Origin of the sequence: Bradyrhizobium sp. HKCCYLRH3073, assembly GCF_051167995.1 — a bacterium.
GTDB lineage: Bacteria > Pseudomonadota > Alphaproteobacteria > Rhizobiales > Xanthobacteraceae > Bradyrhizobium.
Window position 1 is genome coordinate 117734 of the sequence record NZ_JBNPUD010000011.1, and the last position, 26212, is coordinate 143945.

The following is a 26212-nucleotide window of genomic DNA, read 5'->3' on the forward strand; positions in this document are numbered from 1 at the left end:
GGCTCGCCGCCGCGCGACAAGGCGCGGGGCAGGGGGGGCAGTCATGCCGTTTGGCCGAGTGCGCCGCTCAGGGCGCCGGGATCGACAGCAGGCTGGAGATGCTGCGGCCGCGGATGTCGTAGACCCGGGCGAACACGACATCGTCGCGCTTGATCTCGACCATCACGGGTGCGGTCAGTCCCTTGCAGTAGAACTCGCCGAGCGTCATGGCGAAGTCGGCCGCATGGCTGTCCCAGCCGATGGTGAAATCGGGGCCGAGCGCGACCTGGGCGGGGCGCTGCGGGCCGCAGACCGCGACCTTCCATTTGTGCCCGATCGGCGGCACCTCCTGGCGCTCGTCGAGCTGTTCCTTCAGCCCGTCGGAGGCCTGCTTCAGCGCCAGCCCCCAATAGTCGAGCATGAAGCGGGTGTCGGCCTCGCGCACGGTGCCGGCGATGAAGTTGAAGTGGGTGTACTGATAGGGATGCAGCCGGATCATCTCCGCCAGCGGCAGCAGCAGGCCGAAGCAGAACGCGGCGATCGCCACCGGCTGCCAGCTCCGGCGCTCGTCGGCGTTGAGCCACGACAGAAGCCAGGAGAAGGCGATGCCGCCGAGCAGCGCCATCGGCGGGATCACGAACACGAAATGGCGGATGCCGTTGTAGAGCGCCGGGCGTTTGACGATCGCGATCAGGATCGGCAGCGTCGCCGCTAGGGTCAGCATCAACAGGATGCTCTTCTGGCGCGCCGGCATGTCGGGCCGCGACAGCGACATGATCGAGGCGACGACGCCGGCGACGAACAGCGCGATCATCAGTTCGGGCAGTTGCAGCGCGAACAGCGTCGGCAGATACGACCAGGGCATGTCGGGCACCGAGACCAGCGCCCCGTCGAACATCTCCTTCCACGGCTTCTCGAAGAAATGCGAGAAGTAGGTCAGGGCCCGGAACGGGTTGGCCGGTTCGATGATCGACCACGGCCAGATCAGCCCCATGATCAGGTAGCCCAGGATCAGGCCGGGGATCAGCACGTAGAGCACGTGGGCGAAGCGGCGGATCGCCTCGCGGGGCCCTTGCGTGCGGTACTCCTCCATGAACAGCGGCATGAAGCCGACCATGGCGTAGACCACGGCCATGCCGCCGAGGATCCGCGAGCCGATCGAGAAGCCGGCGCCGAGGCCGATGATCAGGATGGTGCGTGGCGAGGGGTAGGGATACTCCTCGGCAAGGCGCACGAGGCCCATCAGCAGCACCACCATGGCGACCGCGAAGGGCGCGTCCTTCGGGTTCATGAACATGTGGCCGTAGAAGATCGGGCAGAGCGCCAGCAGCAGCAGCGCGGCGAGGCCGGCCACGGGGCCGCCGATGCGGCGCGCCAGGCGCCAGGTCACGCCGAGGCCAATCAGCCCGACGATGGCCCCGACCAGCCGGCGGGTCTCGAACAATTCCAGCGGCATGATCTTGTGCAGCAGGGCTGCAACCATGTCGAAGCCGCCACCGTACATATAGAGGTTGGCGAACGACAGCGCCGCCTGGTCCCTGAAACCGGAGCCGTACATGCGCAGCAACAGATCGGCATATTCGGCATGGGTGTAATCGTCCCAGCCGAGGCCGTAATCCCGGAACGTCAGTCCGGCCACCACCGCGACTGCGGCGAGCACGAACACGGCGAGATCGTCATACGTCCGCTCGAGGGACCGCCGCGTCGGCGTCTCGAGGACCGAAGTGGTTATCGTTGTCATGGCTGAGTGTGACCCGGCGTCCCCTGGCGACCCCGCTTCCGCGTTTCAGGCTTGTGTTCCCCGCCTGCGTATAGCGCGTCCCGTGTTCGGAGGTGTCGAAAATATGGGAGGCACGCCTTGTCGCAGCGCAGCGGGGACCCGAATTTCGGCTGCTAAGCGCCATATTGGCACAGCCAAATGAACGCCCGCTGAACCAGAAGGACCGGGAGAACCCGAGAGGAACCTCCAGGAATTCCGAGGGTTGGCTGAACCGTATTGTGGCGGGATCGTGGCGGGCGGCGCAGGTCGGATACGAACTTCGGCGGTCTTGGACGAACTTCCGCTGCAAATCGTCGCGGATTTGGACTAGAAACCGGATTCAAGGACGCGCGCAACCGCAGCTATCTAATGTGATTTCGGTCGGGACACCGCCCGGAACCGGCGCATTAGGGGATGAGTTCGATGATGAGTGCAATGTTGGCCGCCGGGGCCCTCGCCGTGTTGGCCGGGCTCGGGGCGATCGCCTGGGGAATTCCGGTCAAGGAGTTCAGCGTCGGTAATACGCTGATCCTGTCGGGGACCCTTGGCGTGTGCAGCGGGCTGATCCTGTTCGGACTGGCGGCCGTCCTCAACGAGCTGAAGGTGATTTCGAGCCGGCTGAGGTCGCGTTCGGGCGCCGAGTCCGACGCCAAGCCTCTGCAGCTCCCGCCTGCCGCCGGGACGACCGACTTCGAGACCGCCCCGGTGCCGCCGACAGAAGATGTCTGGCGCGAAGGCGGCTCGCCGCGTCCGCGTCCTCGCATGCCGGACCTGTCGGCCCCCTTGTCCTCGGGGCTGTCGTCGTCCTCACCGCTGTCCTCGTCTCCCTTGTCAAGCTCGCTGCGCGCCTCCGAGTCCTTGCGGGATCCCGCCGAGTCGCCGTCCGAACCCGCCGAGCGGCCCAAGCGCAATCTGCTGTTTGCGTCGTCGCGCCGGGAGCGGGAACGCGCGGAGAAGCGCGGCGCCGAGCCGCTGCCGACGGATTTCCGGTCACCGCCCCTCAGCGCCCCGCCGCCCGTGCCGCTGGACGAACCTGCCGCGACCGAGCCGGGCGCGTCGGACGGCTGGTCGCGACCGGAGCGGACGCCGGAGCCTCTGCGCCCGCCGTTCCCGCGGCGCCTGGCGCGGGCCGCCCCGGCCTTCGTCGATCCCGAGCCAACCCCGCCGCCGCCTGAGCCGAAGGATCTGGACGCGCCGGCCGTCAGCATCGTCAAGTCGGGCGTGGTGGATGGGATGGCCTATTCGCTCTATTCCGACGGCTCGATCGAGGCGCAGATGCCCGAAGGGATGATGCGCTTTGCGTCGATCGACGAGCTGCGCGCCCATCTCGAAGGCCGGACCTGAGGCAGCGGGATCACACGGTCAGGTTGAACCCGGCTGGCATACGGTACACACTACTTGGCGGGTGACAGACTTCTCAAGAAGAAGTCCTCACTATCTTGTCATTTTGCCAGTCATTTGCCCATATTGCTTGCAGAATCGCGAGGCAACGCTGCCACTCGGCGCGAGTGATACTTGCGATCGAGGGATACTTGCGATCGACGGTCACAGGGCGGAGCGGGATGAGGGGTCAATGACCGAAGCGGTCGGCAAGAGCTTTATCGATCTGACGGCCGACATCGTGTCGGCCTATCTCAGCAACAACCCGACCCCGGCGGCGGAGATTCCCTCTCTGATCAGCCAGGTGCATGCGGCGCTGACGCGGGTCGCAGCGGGACGAAGCGAGCCCGCGCCGGAGCCGGCGCGGCCCGCGGTCCCAGTGAAGAAATCGATCCATCCGGACTATCTAGTCTGCCTCGAGGACGGCAAGCGCTTCAAGTCGCTGCGGCGGCATCTGCGCACGCAGTACAACATGACGCCGGAACAATACCGCGACAAATGGAACCTGCCGCCGGACTATCCGATGGTGGCACCGAACTACGCGGTCACCCGCTCGCAGCTCGCCAAGAAGATGGGCCTGGGCCAGCAGCGGCCCGAGCGGGAGAAGTAGCCGAGCCGATCAGGACGCCGCGGCGAGCGCCTCGCGGGCGTCGGCGCGGATGCGCTCGACCATCGCGCGCAGGCCGTTGGAGCGCTGCGGCGTCAGATGCTCGCGGAACCCGAGCTCGTCGAACACCGCGGGCGCATCGATGGTCATGATCTCCTGCGGCGTCCGCCCCGAATACAGCGTCAGCAGAATTGCGATCAGGCCGCGAACGATATGGGCGTCGCTGTCGCCGAGATAGTTCAGGACCGGCACGGCGCTGCTGTGATCGACGTGCTTGGACAGCCAGACCTGGCTGGCGCAGCCCTGCACCTTGTTCGCGGCGGAGTGCTCGTCCTCCGGCATCGGCGCCAGGGTGCGGCCGAGCTCGATCACGTAGCGGTAGCGGTCGTCCCAGTCGTCGAGCAGGGCGAAATTGTCGCGGATGTCGTCGATCGTCATGATGCTCTTCGGTCCCGATGTCGGCTTTCATATAGGCGTTCGGGACGACGAAAGCGACAGTCGGTTCCGCCGGTTCAGGGCGTCGGCGGCAGATGCCATTCGGCGGCGAGATCGTCGGTCGAGAGCGTATCGGCCGGCGCGTCGCCCGGCGGAATCTCCTCGAGCACGGGGGCGTCGATCGAGCCGGTGTGATCGTTGCCGCGCTTGTCGAGACTGGCCGGCTTCACCGGGCCGATGAACTTGTCGGCGCCGGCGGGCTTCTCCGCGCCTTCGGCCTTGTCGGTGATGATCTGGTAGATCTTGCGCGCGCCTTCCTGGGCGCGGTGGCCGATCACGGTCGCGGCCTGGCCGCCGACCTCGCAGGCCTGCGGCTGGCGCTTGCAGAACTGGCTCATGTCGGAGACGGCCGCGGTCGCGGCCTGCACGGCTTCGTGCGCATTGATCTGCGGCAGCTTGTCGGCGTCCGGGCTCTTCTCGCGCGGCAGCAGCACCAGCACGAGTCCGAGCCAGAATGCCATCCGAAGCAGAAAGAACATCACGCAACCCCGACCGTGCTGCTGATCTCGCGTGCTCAAATCGCGCAACGGGATCGCAGCTGATTGTTCTATGTCGCGACTGCTTGCATTGGGCTTAATTGGTTGAGATTTCGCGAAGCCGGGCGCTGGATTTTTTTCGGAGTCAATTTTTCATTGGCGCCGGGCGCCCGCGCCGTGCAACCGGCTGTAGATCGCGCCGCTTTCGCAACCGCAGGCCCGGCCGGAAACGATGCATTCACCATCCCGGCCGAATGGCGGGCTCACCGCAGTCTGGACCTTAGCGTTCGCTTAATGCGAGTCTGACACGGTGACTTCCGACGACAGGGGGCGTCCCGGCGCGTTCTCTTTGTGAGAACCACCGATTAGGCCGAGGCGCGAGAGCCGTGAGTGTGTTGAGTATCATCCGCGATTGTCTCGATGCGTTATTGCATCCATCGGCTCGAACTGATGCGATGACGCGCGCGCGTCATCGCGCCTTCATCGCGCCGCGCCTGCTGGGCAGCCTCGCCGCCTTCGCCGTGTTTCCTGCCTATCTCGCGCTACGCGGCGCGCCGAGCGCGCTCGAGGTCGGCGCGCTGTCCTGGCTGATCGCGCCCATTCTGCTGTCCTGGTATCTGTCGCGCACCGGCCGCTACGAGAGCGCCTGCGCGCTGTCGTCGATGGCGCTGTCGGCGCTGATCATGGCGGTGTCGATCGAGACCGGCGGCATCGAATCCTTTGCCGCGGTGTGGCTGATCGTCGTACCCCTGGAAGCCTCGTTCTCGGCCTCGCGCCGCGTCGTCGTGTTCTCCGCGGGGCTCGCACTGTGCTGCGCGCTGCTGCTCATCCTCATCGGTCATTTCGGGTGGCTGCCGAAGCCCGAGATCAACCCCGCCCTGCGCACCGGGCTGCTCGCGTTCGGCGTCGCCTCGGCCACGCTCTATGCGGCCGTGCTCGCCTTTGCCGCCGACACGCTCGCGCGCACCAGCGTGACGCTGCTGTCGATGGAGGAGGAGCGTTATCGCCTGCTCGCACGTAATATGAGCGACGTGATCTCCCGTCACCGTCGCAACGGCGCGGTCATGTTCATCTCGCCGGCGGCCGAGACGCTGCTCGGCGCGCCGGTCGCGCAGTTGCACGGCCACGGCCTGTTCGAACGGGTCCATGTCGCCGACCGGCCGGCCTACCTCACGGCGCTGTCGGAAGCGGCGGGCGGCAGCGAAGCCTCGAGCGTCGAGTTCCGCCTGCGCCGCGATGCGCCGGGCGAGGGCCGCGGCTTTCATCATCCGGTCGATTTCATCTGGGTCGAGATGCGTTGCCGCCCGCTCGACCGCATCGGCGTGATGCCGGGCGGGTCGGAGCAGGAGGTGGTCGCGGTCATGCGCGACGTCACCGACCGCAAGCTGCAGGAGCAGGCGCTCGAATTGGCACGCAGCGCCGCCGAGCGCGCCGACGCCGCGAAGACGCGATTCCTCGCCACCATGAGCCACGAGCTGCGCACGCCCTTGAACGCCATCATCGGCTTCTCCGAGATGCTGATGCAGGAGCAGGTGCTGGTGCTGAATGCGGCGCGGCGCCGCGAATACGCGCAACTGATCAACGATTCCGGCCAGCATCTGCTGTCGGTCGTGAACGGCATCCTCGACATGTCGAAGATGGAGTCCGGCAATTTCGAGCTGACGCCGGAGCCGTTTGCGCCGCGCGCTGCGCTGATCAATTGCTGCAACCTGCTGGCGCTGCGGGCGCGCGAGAACGGTGTCGATCTGTCGGCCGACGTGCCGCAGGACCTGCCGATGGTCACCGGTGATCCGCGCGCCTTCAAGCAGATCGTGCTCAACCTCGTCTCCAATGCCATCAAGTTCACCGAGCGCGGCGGCCGTGTCACGGTCTCTGCCGGCGTCGACGGCGCGCGCCTGCTGCTGCGAATCACCGACACCGGCGTCGGCATCGCCGCCGATGATCTCAAGCGCATCGGCGATCCGTTCTTTCAGGCCGGCAAGACCTACCAGCGGCGCCACGAGGGAACCGGGCTCGGGCTGTCGATCGTCAAGAGCCTCGTGAACTTGCACGGCGGCGAAATGTCGATAGAAAGCAAGATCGACGAGGGGACCACGGTCACGATCGCGCTGCCGATCAACTTCGTGGCCGAGGCCGCCGCCGGCGCCACCGTCACGCCGCTGTCACCCTCGCGCTCCGCCCAGCCAGGGCAGGTCATGCAGGTGAAGAAGAGTGCCTAGACGAGCTGCAGAGGATGATCCGGCGCCGCCGCGCCGTCGCAAGCGCGCCGCTGCGGCTGCGGCCGTCGCCGACGTGGCGGAGGAGCGCGGCTGGCTGCTGCGGGCCATGCTCTACAGCCCGAAGGATCTGTTTGCGGGCCTGCTGGCCTGTGCGGCTGGCAGCGCCATCATCGTCAATGCCGTGTTCCTGCAATCGGGACCGCATCCGGCGCCGATGTTCGGATCGATCGTCACCATTCCGCCCAATCTGACGAGCTCCAATCCGCTGCCGCGGCCCCGGCCGATGGACATCTCGCCGCTCGATCCGAAGGTGATCGAGACGCGGCCCGCTGAAACCAGGGCGGCGGAGCAGAGGGCGGTCGAGCAGCGCGCGACCGAGGCGCGTCCGGATCAGAAATATGCCGATCCCCTGGCCGATCTCGTCCGCTCGGTCAGCGGCGGGCAGGGCAACGTGCCGCGTCCGCAGCCGACGCAGCAGGGCGGCAATGTCCGCCGTGTCGCGGCGGTCCAGCGTGCGCTGACCGAATACGGCTATGGCCAGTTGAAGCCGACCGGGATGGTCGGCTCCGACACCCAGGCCGCGATCCAGAAGTTCGAGCGTGAGCGCAAGCTGCCGGTGACCGGCCAGGTTTCGGACCGCCTGGTGCGCGAGCTTGCGATTGTCATCGGTCACCCGATCGAATAGAGCAGGGCGGCTGCGACGTGCAGCGCGCTTGCTCCTGCATCGAACCATCATGCGATTGAAGACCAGCATCTGGGTGAGCGCCTATCTGCGGCGCTGCCAGTCGGCCGGCGCGTTCAGCGCGATCCGCCACCGCGGCGCCGAGGAGGCCGGTGCGGTGTTCGTCAAGGTCGCGCTGATGGACGGCACGGCGCAGCTCTATGTCCCCGCGCCGCAGACCGTCTATGACGACAGCCGGCCGATCGACCGCTTCTTCGTACCGGTATCGCCGCAGCCGATCGCGGAAGCGCAGGTCGAGGAGCGTCTCGTCAAGGAGCTGCGCTTCGATCCCGACGCCTGGATCATCGAGACCGAGGACAGGCAGGGTCGTCATTTCCTCGATCTCGTGCGCGAGCGTCCCTGATCATCCTCCGATCCGCGACGGTGATTGCGCGTCAGCGCTTGAAGCCGTCGGTGCCCGTGCGCACGATCGGCCGCGTCGCTGTGCCGGGCCGCGCTCCGCCTGCGCGGACAGACTGGCGCTCGTCGTCGTACAGCATCGTGCGATGTTTGGCCCTGATCGCCGCCATGCCCGAGCCGCGCCAGGCCGCCAGCATGATCAGCGCCGCGCGCTCGCTGAGGCGCTCGTAGAAGCGTGACAGCCGAAACACGGTCTGGACGGACTGGCCCATCTCCGGCTTGAGGAACAGCAGCACGCGCTCGAACACCGGCGCTGGCATGCCGAGCGCCTTTGCGGCACAGGCCAGCGGCTCGCCATGGGGATCGTTGACCACCTCGAGGGTCATGCGTGAGGGCAGGATCAGGCTCTCGCCGAGCTCGATCGTGAACGTCTCGACGTCGGCGTTGAAGGCGGCCATCTCCAGCGCCTCGATCGCATGCACCGCGCGGTGCAACGGCGTCGGCGCGGCGGGCCTCAGCGGCGTGGTGGCGAGGTTCTGCAGGATGGCGATGCGCTCGTGCGAGGCGGCGCGCATGAACATCTCGCTCAGCTCGGCGGCATCCTTCGGCTGCATCGACAATCCGGACGATGCGTCGTCGCGCGGCGGCATCGGAGACGAGGGGCGAAGCGATGCGGGAATGGGGCCGGCGAGCGGCGGCGCCGGCTCGCTCTGCGCCGGGCGCAAGCCCAGCTTGTTCAGGATCTCGATCGGCGTCGCCGGATAGATCGCGAGCCGCGCACGCACCGCCGCGCGGGTCGCATCATCGACGTCGTCCACCAGACGGGAAGCCAATTCGACGAACTGCCGCTCCTCGTCAGCGGAATGCGCGCTCGCCTGGACATAGAGGTCGGTCAGCACGCGCAGCAGAGTGGGCTTGATGTCGACGCCCTCGCGGCGCGAGAGCGTGAGCAACCCGTCGAAGCCGGGGAACAGCGATGATCTTGTCATGTCGGGGTACGCAACTTCGGCAATCGTTGCGCCGATTAGAGCGGAGTTGTTTTAATGCGGCGTTAAGGAAAACAATCGGTGAAGATGGGTCGAAATGACCTGGTGAGACAAAGGCGCAACGCTGGCTTGCCTTCTCTCCCGCCGGTGCACGCGATCCGTGTCGGGCGGCCCGCGCATTAATATCCTCTTAACCACGTCCTGATCTTAATCGATCCGTTCGATGATCTCGCCTTGGCCGCGTCTCGCGCCCAGCCTGATCTTCGCCGCGCCGAATGCCAAAGTGCAGCGTCATGCGCCGGCATTCGTGATCGTCAGTTCTGCGTGCCCTCTTGCCTGCGAAGTTCGGGCGACGGGGAGTTTTCAGGGGGTAAGAACTTCGGGCACGAAAGAGAGTGGACATGGCGACCATCATTGAATTCCCGGCGGACGTTGCGCGTCGCGCGCGGCCTGCCGTGACCGGCGCGCCGCAGGAGGGCATGGGAACGATCCTGATTCTTCCCGTCGTTCGGATCGAGCGCGAGACCACGACCGACGATCGCGGGCCCCGCGAGGGCACAGCGCCAAGCCGCCGCCGCCGTCGCCGCTGACAGGTCGGGGGACATGGGAATGCCGGCCATCGTCAATCCGGTCCGGCGCGCGCTGCCGGTCCTCGCGCTCGTCCTCGTCGGCGGCCTGCTCGGCGCCTGCAGCGGCGGCGATTTTGGCCGCACCCGCGCCGACATGCGCAATGACGACATGCACAAATGGATCGGCGCGGAAGCCACCGCCAGCGTCGGTGTCATGCCATCGCAGTTCCAGCTCACCGACAATGAGCGCCAGCTGCGCGATCTCGCTTATCCGCTGATCGAGCCGCCGCATTCGCGCCCCGCCTGGAAGAGCGTGTTCGGCGACTATCAGCCGTCGGCCTCGCCCTGGCGCCAGAAGGTCGTGTTCGACCGCACCGCCTATGGCCGCGCCTTGATCGACGAGCCGCACCGCTCGCACGCCTCGCGCTACACCCAACTGATCGACGACGTGCGCGACGACATCACCCGCTTCGAGCCGTTCTTCGCCTCGGCGATCCGCGTCATCGATCTCGACCGCAAGCGCGATGCCAGCATGAAATACATGACCGAGCTCTCGCCGCGCGAGAAGGCCGACGCGGTCGCGCGCATGCAGGAGAACTCGCTGATCGTACAGTGGGTGCAGATCAGCCTGGAGCAGCGCGTCTCGTCCTACCGCTGGGCGCTGGAGCGCCTGGTGCTGCAGGCGCCCGACGGCATGGCCGCCGAGGCCGATCGCCTGATCCATGAACTGGCGGCCCAGACCGCCAATCCGCCGGTCGCGGCGCGGCCCCTGATCGAACGGCCGCTGACGACGCGGGGCTAGCCCGCACGCGGTCGCACGCCGCTTCGCTCAGTCCGGCCTGAGCAGGCGGAAGGCCTCCTCGAGCAGATGCGGCGTGTGCTTGCCGGTCGAATCGCGGCAGGCGCGTTCGAAATAGTCGGCGAGCGCCGGCCGGAATTTCGGATGCGCCGCCTGGTCGATGATGGTGCGGGCGCGCTGCTTCGGCGACAGGCCGCGCAGATCGGCGAGGCCGCGCTCGGTCACCAGAACCTGCACGTCATGCTCGGTGTGGTCGACATGGGTGACCATCGGCACGATGCAGGAGATCGTGCCGTTCTTGGCGGTCGAGGGCGTCATGAAGATCGACAGATAGGCGTTGCGGGCGAAGTCGCCGGAGCCGCCGATGCCGTTCATGATGCTGCTGCCGCGCACATGGGTCGAATTGACGTTGCCGTAAATGTCCGCCTCGATCATGCCGTTCATCGCGATGACGCCGAGCCGGCGGATCACTTCGGGATGGTTGGAGATTTCCTGCGGCCGCAGCACGATGCGGTCGCGCAGGAACTCGATTTCGCGGTTGAATTCGACCGCAGCTTCCGAGCTCAGCGACAATGCCGTCGCGGAGGCGAGATCCATCCGCCCGGAGCGGATCAGGTTCAGCATGCCGTCCTGCAGCACCTCGGTATAGGCGGTCAGATGCGGGAAGGGGCCGTCATCGAGCCCGGCCATCACGGCGTTCGCGACATTGCCGACGCCGGATTGCAGCGGCAGCAGGTTGCGCGGCAGGCGGCCCTGCTTCACCTCGTGTTCGAAGAACTCCAGGATGTGGCCGGCAATCGCACCCGAGTTATCGTCGGGCGCGGCGAAGCTGGTGTTGCGGTCGGGCGCATGGGTCTCGACGACCGCGATGACCTTGTCCGGATTGCAGCGATAGGTGGTCTCGCCGATGCGGTCGCCGGGCGCCACGATCGGGATCGGCTTGCGATGCGGTGGCAGGCGGGTGCCGTAGTAGACGTCGTGCATGCCGAGCAGCGCCGGATTCATCCACGAATTGACCTCGATGATGACGCGGTCAGCCAGATCGAGCCAGGTCTTGTTGTTGCCGATCGAGGTCGAGGGGATCAGTCGCCCGTCGGGCAGGATGCCGGCGCATTCGATCACGGCGACGTCGAGATGGCCGAGAAAACCGAACCACACGAACTGCGCGACATGGCTGAGATGCAGATCGATATAGTCGATGCTGCCGGCGTTGATGCGCTGTCGTGTCGCCGGATCGGACTGATAGGGCAGGCGCAGGTCGATGCCATCAGCCCGGGCGAGCGCGCCGTCGAGCTCGGGCGCGGTGCTCGCCCCGGTCCACACGCCGACGCGGAACGGCTCGCCGCGCGCATGCGCGGCCTCGATCCGGCGCGCCAGCGCGAGCGGCACCGCTTTCGGATAGCCCGACCCGGTGAAACCGCTCATGCCGACATGGTTGCCGGGCTCGACCAGCGCGGCAGCCTCGTCGGCCGACATGATCTTGGCGCGCAGCGCCTGTGACATCACCTGCGATGAACTCATCGTGCAAACTCCATGCGCGATCGTTCGGACCGCCAAGTCCGCGCTGTTTAAGGTGTGCCCTCGACGGGTGATTTGACAGGGGTCAAGCCGCAACGGACCGTGCGTGCATCACAGCCCTGCAAGGCGCGCGCGCCGCAGTTCCCGGACTTTCGCCGCCCGCGAGCGCTCCGTCAGCATGTTGGCCTTGCTGTAGCGCGGATCGCCGGTGACCTCGTCGCCGACCCAGTCAGGAAGGGTCACGACGGTCGTTTCGGTCGGCAGCTCGATCTCGGCGATGACGACGCCTTCGAGCGGGTCGTGGTAGACGTCGATCTCCCAGACGCCGGCTTCGGCCGGCACGTAGTGACGCGTCTTTTCGAGGATGCGTCCCGCGCAATGCGCGAACAGCACCGCTGCGTGGTCCGCGGGAATATCGTACTCGAATTCATCCCGGGCCAGACCGCGGCGGCCGCTCTTCACGCACAGCGTCGTCCGGTTGCCATAGCAGCGAACGCGGACCTTGAGGCCGTCCTGACGTGCGACGAGGCCGTCGCGAAGGCGTTCACTGTGCGTCGCCTGATCCCGCCAAGCATCGGACTTGACGAGAAACTTCCGTTCGATTTCGAGAGGCATGACCTGATGTTGAGCGAAGCGCCGCCGTCCTGATACGTCATAGCAGCGGCGCGCGACGACGACTATGCCACCAAGGATGAAGAGAGCGTTGTCGAATTCATTCCGGACGTCGTATTGACTTATCGTTTGCCGCGCGGCTTCTCGGCCTTGGCCGGTGCCTCGGTCTGTACGCCGCAGCTCGCCGCTGCAAGGGAGGCCTGCGCCTGCGGCATGAGACCCGGCTCGGCGGCCAGGGCCTTCAGCACGATCAAACCGGTCGTCGTCGGCGAATCGATGATCAGCCGGTCGGCGGCCGTGATCTCCTCGTCCTCGGGCAGGTCTTCGTGCTGCGCCTCGGTCATCAGGTTGAGCTCGATCACGCGCTTGCCGGCGGAGCGGTCGTTGATGGCGTAGTAGGCGATCTCGTTGCGCGTGTAGAACGACACCGACGTATAGGCCTGGCTCACCGGGACCGTGAGCTTCAGCGGGCCGTCGGACAGATCGTAGCGGCAGATCGCCATCGCGAACGCCGGATCCATGAACGGCATCGGTGAATTGCCGGGATCGGCCAATGGCAATTGCGTCACGGCGTTCAGCTTGGTCATCGGCGTCAGCCGGGAGTAGGCGTCCTGGGTCGAGATCCGCGGCAGCGCCAGCACGCTGACGAGATGGACCACGCCGCCGAGCAGCACTCCGACCACGATGGTGAACAGCAGCCGGATCATGATGGGCAGCCTACTGTCGTGATCGAGGGCATCGGCGCGTCGCGCTGCGTGCGGGTCGCGACGCCGACCGGCGTGTCGTAGAGCCGCAGCATCAGCGCGTAGCGCTCGATGCCGCCGGTCGGCAGCCAGTTGCCGGAGCGCGAGCGCGCGGCGACGCGGATCTCGAACGAGCCATCGGCACCTCGCACCAGCTCCTGGCTGGTGAAGCCGTAGCGCTGCAGCGTATTGGCGACGAGGTGGCCCTTGCGGTCGTACAGCGTGAGCGTCCAGAAGCGGGCGGGTGGCGTGACGCCGCTGACCAGGATGTCGCAGCGCCCGTCGAGCGGCTTCCCCTTGTCGTCTCTTGTGGCGGTGAAGGCCACGCCGTCGCCGGTGCCGATCGGCAATTCGCCATTGCGGGTGATGGTCGCGCGCGCATAGGGGTCGACATCGGCCGTGCCGGTTTTCGGACGCGCCGTCCAGGCGCCGATCGTCAGCGTACCAAACTCGGTGCCGCGGGTCGTCGTCATCCACGTCGCGCCGATGCCGACGCCGGTGGCGATCAGGAGCGTGACCAAGGTGATGAAGAGCAGCCGCACGGGGGATCGCTGACGTCAGTTCTTGCGCAGGGCAGGGGTGGCGACGCCGTCGGCCGTCGCCGCGGCGTAGTTCTCGGGGAAGGCCAGCGCGCTCGATGAGACCGGCTTGGCGGGCTTGCGCGGATCCGCTGGCGCGCTCTTTTCGGCGACGCGCGCGGCATCGTCGAGCATCTTCTCGACCTGAACCAGCACCTCGGCGCCGCGGCGGGTCAGGATCGGCGGCGGGCCGGGCTTGATCTCCAGGGTCTTCGGCTGGCCAGCCTGTGCCATCGCGGCGGACGCCGACTGCGGCAGCTTCTCGCCCATGCCAACGCCGGGCAGCTCCTTGACCTCGACGCCCTGATGCGCGGCGAGCATGATGTCGTGCCACGTCTGCGCCGGCAGCGAGCCACCGGTCATGCGGTTGGTCGGCGAGTAGTCGTCATTGCCGTACCACACCGCGCAGGTGAAGTTGCCGGTGTAGCCGACGAACCAGGCATCGCGATAGGCGTTGGTGGTGCCGGTCTTGCCGGCGGTCGGTATGCCGTCGAGCGCGGCGCGGCGCGCGGTGCCCTCGCTCACGACGTGGCTCATCATGCCGGCCATGTCGGCGGCGACCGAGGCCGGAATCGCCTGCTTCGGCTTCGGCCCGTCGCGGTCCCAGCGCCAGACCAGGTCGCCGGCGCCGGTGCGGACCTCGAGCACCGAATGCGGCGTCACCGCCTTGCCCTTGTTCGGGAAGGTCGCATAGGCGACCGCATGCTCCAGCACCGTGACCTCGTCGGAGCCGATCGGCATCGACGGCGTGTCGGGCAGCGGCGCCTTGATGCCGAAGCGCCGCGCGACCTCGACGATCTTGGCGCGGCCGGCCTTCGGACCCTCCTTGCCGCCGAGCGCGATCGACAGCTTGACCGGGACGACGTTGATCGAGCGGGTGATCGCCTGCGTCAGCGTCACCGAGCCCGAATAGGAATGGCCATAATTCTGCGGGCACCAGTTGCCGATGCAGACGGGGCCGTCGACCACGATCGAGGTCGGCTTGAAGCCGTTCAGCAGCGCCGTGGTGTAGACATAGGGCTTGAACGAGGATCCCGGCTGCCGGTAGGCGTCGACGGCGCGGTTGAACTGACTGGCACCATAGTCGCGGCCGCCGACCATGGCGCGGATGCCGCCGTCGAGGTCGGAGACGACAGTCGCCGCCTGGGTCGCGTGATAGTCGCGGCCGAACTGGCGCAACTGGTTCTCGATCGCCTCGTCGGCGGCATGCTGCACGGTCATGTCGATCGAGGTCCGCACCACGAAGACGCGCTCGGTGTAGGATTTCGGGAACGTGTCGACCAGCTTGCGCATCTCGTCGAACGCGTAGTCGAGGAAGTAGTTCGGCGAACTCTCGTCGCGGCGGTCAACCGCGAACGCCGGATTGCGGCGGGCGCCGAACACCTGGCCCTCGGTCATGAAGCCGGCATCGACGAGGTTGTCGAGCACGACGTTGGCGCGGGCGCGGGCGGCGGGCAGGTTGATGTGGGGGGCGAACTTGGTCGGCGCCTTGAACAGGCCGGCCAGCATCGCGGCTTCGGCGAGGTTGATGTCGCGCACCGACTTGTTGAAATAGAAGTGTGCCGCGCCGTCGACGCCGAAGGTGCCGCCGCCCATATAGGCGCGGTCGAGATAGAGCTTGAGGATCTCGTTCTTGGTCAGCCGGGTTTCCAGCCAGATCGCCAGGAACGCCTCGTTGACCTTGCGCTCGATGGTGCGCTCGTTGGACAGGAACAGGTTCTTGGCGAGCTGCTGGCTGATCGAGGAGCCGCCCTGGCGGACGCCGCCAGCCTGGGCGTTGGTGACGAGGGCACGCGCCGTGCCGGCGATGTCGATGCCGAAATGGTCGTAGAAGCGGCGGTCCTCGGTAGCGAGCGTCGCCTTGATCAGATTGTCCGGGAAGTCCTCCAGCGGAATCGAATCGTTGTGCTTGATGCCGCGGCTGCCGATCGGGTTGCCGTAGCGGTCGAGGAAGGTGACGGCGAGGTCGGACTTCTTCAGCCAGTCCTCGTCGGCGGTTTCCCGGAAGGCGGGAATCGCCAGCGCCAGCATCAACACCAGACCGCCGAGGCCGATCGTGGCGGCCTCCGACAATGGCTCGACGAACACCCAGCGCTTCCAGCCGCCGACATAGAAGCGGTCCATGAACGCGGAATAGCGCTCGTAGAGTTCACGGGTGCCGCGCAGGGAGGAGAACAGCGCCGAATCGAAGCGGGCGTCGAGATCCAGGCGGAAATTGTTGATCCGCTTCTTCCAATCGTCTGGAATGATCTGCCGCACGGGAACCCTGGTCGTTTCGAAAGCGTGTCAGCTGGCTTCGAAAGCACTCAGCAAGCGGGCTGGGGGCCATCGAAGGGTCTTGCGCGATTGTTGCGGCAAACCCATGGCACTGCACAGTCAGCCGCCCGAACCCGAGCACCTGACCCCAAGCCGCGTGCCGGCGCCGCCGCCGGAGTGACTCAATCATCTATCTAGCCGAGCGGGGGTCACAAACCAATGGTTCCGCTCACAATTTGATGCACAAAGCTAACGTGCCGCTGTGGCCGGCAAAGCCCTTGCGCGGCTCGGGGCCGGGCACCTAGATGGCGGCCAAGTCCCACGCCCTCTTTGAGAATCGCCCGATGACCGCACCGCTCAAACGTCCCTCGGGCCAGGAGGGAATGTTCTGGAAAACCAAGATCTTGGAAGAGATGTCCGAGGCGGAATGGGAGAGCCTCTGCGATGGCTGCGGGCGCTGCTGCCTGGAGAAGCTGGAAGACGAAGATACCGGCGACATCTACTTCACCCACATTTCCTGCAAACTCTTGGATGCCGGGCTATGTGCTTGCAAGGACTACCCGAATCGTTCCGAACAGGTGTCGGATTGCGTTCGACTGACACCTGAGAACGTCCGCACCCTGACGTGGCTGCCGCCGAGCTGCGGCTACCGCCTCGTGGCGGAGGGGCGCGATCTCTACTGGTGGCATCCTCTGATCTCGGGCGATCCTCAGACGGTACATGAAGCCGGCGTCTCGGTGCGCGGCCGGGTCGAGGGCACCGAGGAGGACGTTCCGGACGACCAGCTCGAGGACCACATCGTGCAGTGGCCGGTGCTGCTGCCGAAGCGGGCCAAGCTGAAGCGTCGGCCGAAATAGCGCGATCACCTCGCGCCCGCAGCAAGTCACGATGATGCGACCGTTCCCGTGCTGTCGGAATGCACCCATGCACCCGACCCGCTGCCGCACGGGAAAATTATGCCTTAAGTAGTTCGCCAGTCGGCGAATCCGCGCGGCGATGTCGCGCCCGGGCACAGCATTCATCCCATGAACAAGTTTGATCGGCAGACGCATTACCCTGCCGCGTCCCAGTCCTTGCCTGAAGAGATTGCCGCCGAGCTGCCGGCCATTCCGCCGCAGGTGCAGGCGATCGAGGATGCGCCGTCGCTTGCGCCGCCGGTGCCGCTGACCCAGGCCGAGGTGCGCACCATCCTGATGAGCCTGCTGCTGACGATGTTCCTGGCCGCGCTCGACCAGACCATCGTGGCGACGGCGCTGCCGACCATCGGCCGCGAGTTCCAGGACGTGACCAACCTGTCCTGGGTGATCACGGCCTACCTGCTGGCGTCGACCGCGGTGGCGCCGGTGTTCGGCACGCTGTGCGATATCTATGGCCGCCGCTCCATGATCATCACCGCGCTCAGCCTGTTCGTGGTCGGCTCGGTGGTCTGCGCGCTGGCACCGAACATGCCGGTGCTGATCCTTGCCCGCGGCCTGCAGGGGCTCGGCGGCGGCGGCATTATGCCGGTGGTCCAGACCGTGATCTCCGACGTCGTCAGCCCGCGCGAGCGCGGCCAGTATCAGGCCTATTTCAGCGGCGTCTGGCTGCTGGCCGGCCTGCTCGGGCCGGTGATCGGCGGCTTCTTCGCCGACCATCTGCACTGGTCGATGATCTTCTGGATCAACGTGCCGCTGGCGGTCGCGGCCTTGGCGCTGCTGCTGCCCAAGATGGGCCGGCTGCCGGTCTATCACCGCTTGCGCAAGGTCGACTGGGCCGGCGGCCTGCTGCTGATGGCCTCGGCCGTCGTGTTCATGCTGGTGCTGACCTGGGGCGGGCACAAGCTGGCTTGGCTGTCGCCCACGCTGCTCGCGATGATCGGCAGCGCGGTGGCGCTGGGCTTAGCCTTCGTCTGGCACGCCAAGCGGGCCGATGAGCCATTCCTGCCGCTGTCGCTGATGGGCGGCACGGTCGTGCCCTACGGCATGCTGGCCAGCGGCTGCGCCCTCGGCGCGCTGATCGGGCTCACGGTCCATCTGCCGCTGTACTACGAGCTGGTCTATCATCTGACGCCGAGCCAGGCCGGCCTCGGCCTGATCCCGATCGCGGCGATCTCGACCTTCGGTGCCGCGATTGCCGGCCGTACCATGGCCCGGGTCAAGCACTACAAGCGCGTTGCCATCGTCGGCACCATCGTCGGTACCATCGCCGCCGCGGTGATGACGGTGACGACGCCGTCGCTGTGGATGCTGATGGTGCTGCTGTCGATCTACGGCATCGGGCTCGGCACCGCGTTCCCGATCTCGGTCGTGTCGCTGCAGAACGCGGTGGACCGCTCGCAGATCGGCACCATCACCGGCGCGATGAACTTCTTCCGCTCGATGATGTCCTCGTTCACGGTCGCGGCCTTCAGCGCCATCCTGCTGATGGCGCTGGGCGCCGATATCTCGCTGGCAGAGGGCGCCCATGGCGCGGTCAGCGGCATCGCGGAAGCCGACATGATCCATGCCTTCCGCTTCGTCTATGCCGCGGCCACCGCGATGCTGGCCTGCGCCTCCGTCTGCATGATGCTGATGGAAGAGCGGCCGCTGGCCGGCCCGTCTCGCAACGAGGCGGTCGAACTGGCGGAGTAGCGAGTAGGGTGGGCAAAGCAGCCGCCGCAGGCGGCAGCGTGCCCACCCTGCGGTTCTCCAGTTGGCGCAGCTACTCGCGCGGCTGAACGATCTCGATGTTGTCCTGCCCGCGCGAGCCATCGTCGAGCGATGACTTCACCAGACCGGCCTCGACGCGTTTCGCGAATTCCGTCGTGCCGCCGCTCGCCAGCTCCCTGGCCTGGCTGATCCATTGCTCGCGCTCGATCCGTCCTGCGAACGCCAGATATGAGCCGACCCATTTGGCGTGCTCGGCGGTCCAGGCCGCGATCTGCGCGAAATGCCAGATGCCGAGGCCGTGCAGCCGCGCCTCGTTCTGCTTGCCGATGCCCTTGATCAGCTTGAGATCGTCGGCCTGGCCGCCGCGCGGCGCGACGAGCCCGAGCGGGCGGGCGCCGCCATGGGCGTCTTCGTTCTCGACGGGCGGCATCAGCGCCGGCAGGTGGGCCAGGAGGTAGCTCGCCTCGTCCTCGCTCAGCGGCGTGTCGGCGTGTTCGTCGATGGTGATCGCGCCGGACTTCACCGCGCTGGAATGCGCGGTGTCGAGGCCGGCCGCGAGCAGCTTGGCCTGCGCGATCCAATGCTCGCGCTCGATGCGGCCGGGGAAGGCCATATGGTGGCCGACCCAGTCGGCATGCGCTGGCGACCACGCCGCGATCTGGCTGAAATGATGCACGCCGATGTCGTTCAGGATGCGCTCGTTCTTGGGTCCGATGCCCTTGATGAGCTTGAGATCGTCGGCGGCGCCCTCGGGCGCGGGCAGGGCCGGCGGCCTGTCGTCGGCCGCGGCCGGGCTCTCCGGGGCTGATGATGCGGCAACCTCGGCGGCGAGCCGTTCCGCCTCGGCGTCCGCGGCGAGGCGATCGGCTTCCGCCCGTGCGGCCGCTTCGGCGGCCAGGCGATCGGCCTCGGCCTTGGCGGTCGCTTCGGCCGCGAGACGCTGGGCTTCCGCCGCGGCCTTCGCAACGGCCTCCGCCGCAAGACGGTCCGCTTCGGCTTTCGCCGCTGCTTCGGCGGCCAAGCGTTCAGCTTCGGCCTTTGCAGCCGCTTCTGCCGCAACACGATCGGCCTCTGCTTTCGCGGCGGCTTCCGCAGCGAGGCGGTCGGATTCGGCTTTCGCGGCGGCCTCCGCAGCAAGGCGATCGGACTCGGCCTTCGCCGCCGCCTCGGCAGCGAGACGTTCGGCTTCGGCCTTCGCTGCGGCTTCAGCCGCCAGACGATCAGCCTCGGCCCTTGCCGCGGCTTCCGCGGCGAGCCGCTCAGCCTCGGCCTTTGCGGCCGTTTCGGCGGCCAGCCGCTCGGCCTCCGCCCTTGCCGCGGCTTCGGCCGCAACACGTTCGGCTTCAGCCTTTGCGGCAGCTTCGGTGGCGAGGCGGTCGGCCTCGACGCTGGCTGCAGCTTGCGAAGCCGGGGAAGGGCTGTCCGCCCAAGGACGAGCCGCCGCGGTTGCGCCGGCGAACGCGACGCTGTTTCCAGGACCGCCCGGCGACATCGCACTGGTGTCACCCAGCCCGACATATTCCTTGAGCTGTCCGCCGATCAGGCAGCCGAGCACATAGGCGCCGACCATCAGCAGGCCGACCTCGAGCCACAGGCCGGCACGTCCGGGCAGCACGCTCAGCAGCGCCATCAGGATCCCGATGACGAGGGCGAGCGTCGCCGGCAGCAGCCAGCTTCTCAGCCAGTCCGGCCGCGGCTCGTCCGACCAGGTGCGCCAGCCGACGAAGCCGCCGATGCCGGCGGCGAGGATGATCCAGAACGGAAATGTCGCAAGGTCGTACATCATGATGTCAGCGCCTCACTTGACGACGAATTCGATGCGGCGGTTCTGCGCGCGGCCTTCGGCCGTGTCGTTGGAGGCGACCGGCTTGTTCTGGCCGTAGCCCTCCGAGGTCATGCGCGAGGTGTCGATGCCGGCGTCGCCGATATAGCCGACCACCGCCGCCGCCCGGCGCTTGGAGAGGTCCATGTTGTCAGCTTCGTCCCCGACATTGTCGGTGTGGCCCTCGATCGCGATCTCGGCGTCCTTGCAGCGCTGCGCAACCTCGATCAGGTGGTCGAGCAGCGCCAGCGAGGCGCGGCTCAGCTCGGCGCTGCCGGTGCTGAAGCGGATGCGGCCCTTGGCGAGCAGCCCGTTGAACGCCGGCTGGCACTCCGCGACCGCCAATGGTGGGCCTTCCGGCTTGAGGCCGATCTTGACGTCGTCGAGCTTGAAGCCGCTGCCGACCGCGTCGGCGAGCTCCTTGCGGACCTGCTCGGCCGACTTGTCGTAGATGGCGAGCCCGTCGACCGTGATCGCCGCGTCCTTCGCCGTCAGCGCGCCGGACCACAGCCGCGCCAGCGCCGGGAACGTCGCCTTCAGCGACTGCACGTAATCCTTTGGCGCACCGTCGCCGATCTTCAGGTCGTCCTCGACCGTGTCGGTGATGAAGGTCGTCGTGGCGGCGTCGACGAGATCGCGGCGGGCGGCGTCATCAGGCACATAGCCGCTCAGCCTGACACGGCCGTCCTGCTTCTGCAGTCCGAACGCGTAGGGCGAGACCGGGCCGTCGCGGACGTCGATGGATGCGAGCGCGAACGGCGCGGGCAGGGCGCCGGCCAGTTGCTCGCGCACGGTCGCGCCGGTGACATTGGCGAGTCCCACGCCCCTGAGCGAGACCTGAGTGTCGTTGATCTCGGCGCGCCCCTGCGCAAGCCTGGCGAGCTGCTGCAGCAGGCTCGCGCTCGCTTTCGCAACGTCGCCATCGGGGGCGCCGCGGGCGATGCCGATCTGGCTCTTGATCGGCTTGCCGTCGAACTGTCCGCTGGCAGAGGCCAGCATCGCCTCGCGGGCGGCCGCGCTCGGCGCGAGACCTGTGAGGCTCAGGCCGGTGCCGTCGAACTCCGCCGACCAGCGATAGGGCTTGATCTCCGGCGGCAGAATGTCGGCCTTCGCCAAGGTCAGCCCGGCCGGCAGCTTGCCGATTCCGGCCATCGTTTCGTCGTAGGCGGCGGTCGAGGGTGCTTCGCCCGAGATCGCGTAGGTGGCGTCGGAGATGACGACCCGGCCCGTGCTCAGCCTGGCGAGCTCCGCAAGCGCATAGGAGGCGTAGGCACCGAAATCGCCGTCAGGCGCGCCGCGTGCGATCTGCATCTGATGCATCACCGACGTGCCGGGCCAGGCCTTGGTCGCGGCGGCCTCGAGCGCGCGCCTGATGTCGTCGTTCGGGACGACGCCAGACATCACCAGCGTGTTGCCCTCGCGGACCGCGCTCCAGATGAAGGGCTTTGCCTCCGGCGGCAGGATCGCCATTTTGTCGAGCACGGCGCCGCCCGGCAGCTGCCGCGTCGCGGCGACGGCGGCCTCGTAGACGTCCGATGAGGCGGCGGCGCCTGCGATCGAATAGGCCTTGTCCGCGAGCGCGAACGTGCCGCTATTGAGCTTGGCGGCCTGGACCGCTCCGTGGCTTGCGATGGCCGCGAAGTCGGCCGGAGCCCCCAGTGCATAGGAGAGGCGATCGACCACCTCACCGCCGGACGAACGGACGGCATTGAGCACGGCATTGCGAACGGCGGGCGTCGGCACCGCGCCTTCGAGCACGAGCTGGCCGCCGTTTCGCGTGGCGCGGAAAGCATAGGGCTTCGGTGTCGGCAGCTTGTCGTAGGTGCCGTCGACGAGCCGGACGCCATTGACCGTGGCGGCGTCTGCCAGTTTCGTCGACTGGTCGGGACTGAACTCCGGCCCTGCGATGCGAACGTCACGGCCCGCGACCGAGACCTTGAGCGCTGCGGCCGTATCGGGGACGGCGGCGGCAATGGCGGCGCGGGCCCGCGGCGCAATGTCGTCCTCGACATCAGCCGTCTTGAAGCTCATGGCGGCGAGCCACAGCACGGCAACAGCAATCAGTCCCGCCCACCATTTCGATGGTTGATGCATGTGAGAGCCCCTCGTTTCCCCACCTGCGCCCGGTTCGCCCGGATCGTTCCGTTGTCATGAACCACGTGTCGAGCCTATCAGAACAGCTCTGGGAGACCAGCCGTCGGCACGTTGTGTGTTTCAATATGCACAAGCTGCAGGAGCGTCGCCGTCTGCGAGCTTCGCACCGCACCTGATCGTCCTCAGGGTGCGATCAAAGTGTGACCGTTCGACGACGAACATCGCAGGCGCGCAGCCTTCGCGGCGGCGCCGCTCGCATCACTCTTCCAGCGCCCGGCGCAGGCGGCGGATGATGACGCCGCGGGCGCGGTCGTCAGCGGCCTGCTCGATCCGCTCGTGGATGTCGAGCAGCAGGCCCGACATGTCGTTGTGCCAGTCCAGCCGGGTGACCGCCTCCGGCGCCAGCCGTCGCCGGCGTGCGACGTCGAGCGGCGTCGGCACCGCGGTCGTCAGCTCGTAGACGTCGTCGAGCAGGGGGGAGAACACTTTCGCGGTCGGCACGATGCGCTCGGCGACGCGTGCTGCCAGCGCCGTGATCGCGGCCTCCTCGCCATGGGACAGGAACAGGCCGCGCGCGATCGGACGGCGGGCCGCGATCCAGCGGGCGATCTCGGTGCCGTCGGCGTGGCCGGAATAGTCGTCCATCATGCGGATGCGCGCCGCGACCTTGATCTCCTCGCCCTGGATGCGCACCGCCTTGACGCCGTCCTGCAGGAAGCGCCCCAGCGTGCCGTTGGCCTGGTAGCCGACCAGCAGCACGGTGGCGCGGTTGTTCCACAGCCAGCGCTTGAGATGGTGGCGGATGCGACCGGCATCGCACATGCCGCTGGCGGCGATGATGATGTGGAAGCCGGTCAGCTTGGCGATCGCCTTGCTTTCATCGACGGTCTCGGTGAAGCGCAGATGCGACGACGACAGCAGACGGCCGACATCGCTGCCGCCGTCGAGGCTCTCGGTATGCGCGCGGAACACCTCGGTGGCGTGGATCGCAAGCGGCGAATCCAGGAACACCGGTGCGGCCGGAATCTCGCCGCGCTCCATCAGGCCGACCAGATCGACGATCAGCTCCTGCGTCCGTTCGACCGCGAAGGCCGGGATCAATAGCGCGCCCTTGGCTGCTGCCGCGTCGCGCACCTCGCCGGCCAGACGGCCGCGGCGCAGCTCCGGCGTGGTCGGCTCGCGAATGCGGTCGCCATAGGTGGCCTCCGAGATCACGTAGTCGAAACCTTCGGGCGCTTTCGGGTCCGGCTGCAGCAGCTTGGCGTCGGGCCCGACGTCGCCGGAGGCGAGCAGCCGCAGCGGCCCGCCGTCGGCGCCTTGTCCTGCGAATTCGATCTCGATCGAGGCCGAGCCCAGCAGATGCCCGGCGTTCCAGTAGCGGGCGCGAACGCCCGGCACGATGTCGGTCCAGGTCTCATAGGCGACCGGCTGAAAGTATTGCATCGCCGCGATGGCGTCGGCCTGGGTATAGATCGGGCTGACCTCGCCGCGGCCGCGCGCGATGTTGCGGCGGTTCAGCGCCAGCACCTCCTGCTCCTGGATGTTGCCGGCATCGGGCAGCATCCATGAGCACAGATCGATGGTGCCGCGCGTGGCGAAGATCTTGCCGTCGAAGCCCAGGCGCACGAGCTTCGGCAGCAGGCCGCTATGGTCGATATGCGCATGCGTCAGCAGCACCGCGTCGATGTCGGCGGGACGGAACGGGAAGTCGCCGTAGTTGAGCTCCTTCAGCGTCTTCTGTCCCTGGAACAGGCCGCAATCGATCAGGAACTGGCTCTTGCCGCTCCGCACCAGACAGCAGGACCCGGTCACGGTATGCGCGGCCCCGCAGAAGCGAACGGTCACACTCATGCGGCGGTCTCCCGAGGACGATGGATCGATGCTCGATGACGGTTCATCACGAACGACCATTCGCGCCGTCGGCGAAGCCATAGCCGTGGTTGACGGCGGCTGCGGCTGCGGCCAGATCATGCTCCGACGGATCGCAGGTGAACACGCGATAAAGTGGCTCACCCTGGTCGACGCGATCGCCGATCTTCTTGAACAGCATGATCCCGGAGCCCTTGTTCACCGGCGCGCCGGCGGTACGCGCCAGGCGATTGAGCCGCAGGCAGTCGATCGCGGAGACGATGCCGTCGTGCTCGGCCTTGACGTCGAAGGCGAGATCGCCGAGCTCGCTGCGGCATTCCGGTGGCCCCTGGGCATCGATGATCTTCAGCATCTGCCTGAGCGCCGCGCCGCTGTCGAGCAGCTCGCGCGCCCTGTTGTAGCCGGCGCCGCCGCGCAGCTTCGGATCATATTCGAGCAGATGCGCGGCGAGCCGCAGCGACTTCTCGCGCAGGTCCGCAGGCGCCGACGGCTCGTTGCCCAGCACCGCCATCACGTCACGCGCCTCCAGCACGGGGCCGATGCCGTTGCCGATCGGCTGGCGGCCGTCGGTCGTGATCACCTCGACCTTGAGCCCGAACCGGTCGCCGACGAATTCGAACAGCTTGCGCAGCCGCATCGCCTCCGCGCCGCTGGTGAGCTTGGCGGTCGGCCCGACCGGCAGGTCGAGCAGCAGATGCGTCGAGCCGGCGGCCAGCTTCTTCGACAGGATCGAGGCGACCATCTGCTCACGGGTGTCGAGGCTGAGCGGGCGCTCGACCGAGATCAGGACGTCGTCGGCCGGCGACAGATTGACGTGGCCGCCCCAGATCATGCAGCCATTGCAGGCCGCAACGATCGACTTCATCTCGTCGGCGCCCACATTCACCCGCGCCAGCACCTCCATCGTATCGGCGGTGCCGGCCGGCGAGGTGATCGCGCGCGACGAGGTTTTTGGAATGGTCAGGCCGTGGGCGGCGACGATCGGCACCACCACCATCGAGGTGCGGTTGCCGGGGATGCCGCCGATGCAGTGCTTGTCGACCACGACCGGCTCGGGCCATTTCAACTGCGTGCCGGCATTGGCCATCGCGCGGGTCAGCGCCAGCAGCTCGCCGGAGCTCATGAAGCTGGCTGAGCCGATCAGGAAGGCGGCGATCTCCATGTCCGAGTAGCGGTAGTGGGCGAGGTCGTCGATCACGGCCGCGATCGCCTGGTCGCTCAGGGTCTCGCCGCGGATCTTGGCGCGCACCGCTTCCAGGCTCTCGGGCGGGGTCGCCGGCGACACCGTCGCCAGCGTGCCGGCGGCTTCCGCGAAGCGCCGCATCGCCGGCTCCGACAGGCCGATCTCGTCGGGGCCGACCAGCGCATCGTCGTCGGTGATCAGAAGGGTCGCCAGCAGCGTCCGCGAGTTGCAGCGCAGCTCGACGCGGCTGAAGCCGCGGAAGACCTCGGGCCGCAACGCCTTCGAGCGTCGGGAGATCACGACCACGTTCTCGCGGCCGGTGTCGAGCGCGACGCTGCGGATCTTGAGCTGGGGACGGGCGGAATCTGTTGTGCTCATGGCGGCCACGATACCCCTTAAGCCCGTCCACGCCATGGCCGTTGACGCAGATCATGCGGCCGGCCTCCCCCGGGGCCGACCGAATTTTTTCTCAATATGTCCGGGCAAATGCCGAGCTCCGCGATCGCCGGGCCGGCCTGCCGAAGGTGCGGCGGCAGAAAATAAAGCTCAATCAATCCAGA

22 protein-coding genes are annotated in these 26212 nt (G+C 67.3%); 9 read left to right on the plus strand and 13 right to left on the minus strand.

The features are described 5' to 3' along the window. Positions 1-67: 67 nt before the first annotated feature. On the minus strand, positions 68-1720 hold the full coding sequence (locus tag ACQR1X_RS24420; protein WP_316182575.1) for a glycosyltransferase family 39 protein: 1653 nt from the start codon (positions 1718-1720) through the stop codon (positions 68-70). A gap of 441 nt (positions 1721-2161) precedes the next feature. On the opposite strand from ACQR1X_RS24420, the gene ACQR1X_RS24425 reads away from it, so the two are divergent. Next, positions 2162-3082: a hypothetical protein gene (locus ACQR1X_RS24425; RefSeq protein WP_434899723.1), complete on the plus strand. Its 921-nt coding sequence runs from the start codon at positions 2162-2164 to the stop codon at positions 3080-3082. A 229-nt stretch (positions 3083-3311) separates the two neighbouring features. Beyond that, complete coding sequence (locus ACQR1X_RS24430; protein WP_315716114.1) at positions 3312-3728, plus strand: MucR family transcriptional regulator; 417 nt, start codon at positions 3312-3314, stop codon at positions 3726-3728. Positions 3729-3737: 9 nt separating this feature from the next. On the opposite strand, the gene ACQR1X_RS24435 is transcribed toward ACQR1X_RS24430, so the two are convergent. Together ACQR1X_RS24435 and ACQR1X_RS24440 are read right to left on the minus strand one after the other, a co-directional pair. Continuing rightward, a complete protein-coding gene (locus ACQR1X_RS24435; protein WP_434883501.1) occupies positions 3738-4163 on the minus strand; it encodes a SufE family protein in 426 nt (141 codons plus the stop codon). A 74-nt stretch (positions 4164-4237) separates the two neighbouring features. Beyond that, complete coding sequence (locus ACQR1X_RS24440) at positions 4238-4699, minus strand: DUF5330 domain-containing protein (protein ID WP_316218096.1); 462 nt, start codon at positions 4697-4699, stop codon at positions 4238-4240. Between the two features lie 452 nt (positions 4700-5151). On the opposite strand from ACQR1X_RS24440, the gene ACQR1X_RS24445 reads away from it, so the two are divergent. Genes ACQR1X_RS24445 through ACQR1X_RS24455 form a run of 3 tightly spaced genes read left to right on the plus strand, consistent with a single transcriptional unit; the run spans position 5152 to position 8000 of the window. Beyond that, positions 5152-6915 carry a PAS domain-containing sensor histidine kinase gene (locus ACQR1X_RS24445; protein ID WP_315804210.1) on the plus strand — a complete coding sequence of 588 codons (1764 nt, stop codon included), beginning with the start codon at positions 5152-5154 and terminating at the stop codon, positions 6913-6915. Then, positions 6908-7600: a peptidoglycan-binding domain-containing protein gene (locus ACQR1X_RS24450; RefSeq protein WP_434837909.1), complete on the plus strand. Its 693-nt coding sequence runs from the start codon at positions 6908-6910 to the stop codon at positions 7598-7600. Before ACQR1X_RS24445 ends, ACQR1X_RS24450 begins: the two co-directional genes overlap by 8 nt. Positions 7601-7649: 49 nt before the next feature. Then, positions 7650-8000, plus strand: coding sequence for a DUF1491 family protein (locus ACQR1X_RS24455; RefSeq protein WP_315804208.1), 351 nt, complete (start codon positions 7650-7652; stop codon positions 7998-8000). 31 nt (positions 8001-8031) lie between these two features. On the opposite strand, the gene ACQR1X_RS24460 is transcribed toward ACQR1X_RS24455, so the two are convergent. After that, complete coding sequence (locus ACQR1X_RS24460) at positions 8032-8985, minus strand: DUF2336 domain-containing protein (RefSeq protein ID WP_316218094.1); 954 nt, start codon at positions 8983-8985, stop codon at positions 8032-8034. Positions 8986-9383: 398 nt separating this feature from the next. Between ACQR1X_RS24460 and ACQR1X_RS24465 the strand changes: the two genes are divergently transcribed. Then, the gene (locus ACQR1X_RS24465) at positions 9384-9572 is read left to right on the plus strand and encodes a hypothetical protein (RefSeq protein WP_315739858.1); all 189 of its coding nucleotides are present in this window, start codon (positions 9384-9386) and stop codon (positions 9570-9572) included. A gap of 19 nt (positions 9573-9591) precedes the next feature. After that, a complete protein-coding gene (locus tag ACQR1X_RS24470) occupies positions 9592-10353 on the plus strand; it encodes a hypothetical protein (protein WP_316238686.1) in 762 nt (253 codons plus the stop codon). Between the two features lie 27 nt (positions 10354-10380). On the opposite strand, the gene ACQR1X_RS24475 is transcribed toward ACQR1X_RS24470, so the two are convergent. The 5 genes from ACQR1X_RS24475 to ACQR1X_RS24495 all read right to left on the minus strand — a co-directional run bounded on the left by ACQR1X_RS24475 (position 10381) and on the right by ACQR1X_RS24495 (position 16060). Beyond that, positions 10381-11871 carry an acetyl-CoA hydrolase/transferase family protein gene (locus tag ACQR1X_RS24475; RefSeq protein WP_316182583.1) on the minus strand — a complete coding sequence of 497 codons (1491 nt, stop codon included), beginning with the start codon at positions 11869-11871 and terminating at the stop codon, positions 10381-10383. 108 nt (positions 11872-11979) lie between these two features. Then, entirely contained in the window at positions 11980-12483 is a 504-nt protein-coding gene (locus ACQR1X_RS24480) for a CYTH domain-containing protein (protein ID WP_434847179.1), read from the minus strand. A 119-nt stretch (positions 12484-12602) separates the two neighbouring features. Beyond that, positions 12603-13187, minus strand: a complete 585-nt coding sequence (locus tag ACQR1X_RS24485; RefSeq protein ID WP_315804202.1) for a DUF1254 domain-containing protein — start codon at positions 13185-13187, stop codon at positions 12603-12605. After that, positions 13184-13765 carry a DUF1214 domain-containing protein gene (locus ACQR1X_RS24490; RefSeq protein WP_316182587.1) on the minus strand — a complete coding sequence of 194 codons (582 nt, stop codon included), beginning with the start codon at positions 13763-13765 and terminating at the stop codon, positions 13184-13186. Before ACQR1X_RS24490 ends, ACQR1X_RS24485 begins: the two co-directional genes overlap by 4 nt. 15 nt (positions 13766-13780) lie before the next feature. After that, complete coding sequence (locus ACQR1X_RS24495; protein ID WP_316182588.1) at positions 13781-16060, minus strand: transglycosylase domain-containing protein; 2280 nt, start codon at positions 16058-16060, stop codon at positions 13781-13783. Between the two features lie 341 nt (positions 16061-16401). Between ACQR1X_RS24495 and ACQR1X_RS24500 the strand changes: the two genes are divergently transcribed. Then, entirely contained in the window at positions 16402-16914 is a 513-nt protein-coding gene (locus ACQR1X_RS24500; protein ID WP_315804199.1) for a YcgN family cysteine cluster protein, read from the plus strand. A 168-nt stretch (positions 16915-17082) separates the two neighbouring features. Then, a complete protein-coding gene (locus tag ACQR1X_RS24505; RefSeq protein ID WP_434899724.1) occupies positions 17083-18666 on the plus strand; it encodes an MDR family MFS transporter in 1584 nt (527 codons plus the stop codon). 70 nt (positions 18667-18736) lie between these two features. Here ACQR1X_RS24505 and ACQR1X_RS24510 read toward each other — a convergent pair whose 3' ends face one another. From ACQR1X_RS24510 to ACQR1X_RS24525, 4 genes are all read right to left on the minus strand, one after another. Continuing rightward, entirely contained in the window at positions 18737-20470 is a 1734-nt protein-coding gene (locus ACQR1X_RS24510) for a cell envelope biogenesis protein TolA (protein WP_434899725.1), read from the minus strand. Between the two features lie 12 nt (positions 20471-20482). Next, positions 20483-22600: an OmpA family protein gene (locus ACQR1X_RS24515; RefSeq protein ID WP_434899726.1), complete on the minus strand. Its 2118-nt coding sequence runs from the start codon at positions 22598-22600 to the stop codon at positions 20483-20485. 258 nt (positions 22601-22858) lie between these two features. Next, positions 22859-24451, minus strand: coding sequence for an MBL fold metallo-hydrolase (locus ACQR1X_RS24520; protein ID WP_434848788.1), 1593 nt, complete (start codon positions 24449-24451; stop codon positions 22859-22861). Positions 24452-24497: 46 nt separating this feature from the next. After that, complete coding sequence (locus tag ACQR1X_RS24525) at positions 24498-26030, minus strand: thymidine phosphorylase family protein (protein ID WP_434899727.1); 1533 nt, start codon at positions 26028-26030, stop codon at positions 24498-24500. Positions 26031-26212: the final 182 nt, after the last annotated feature.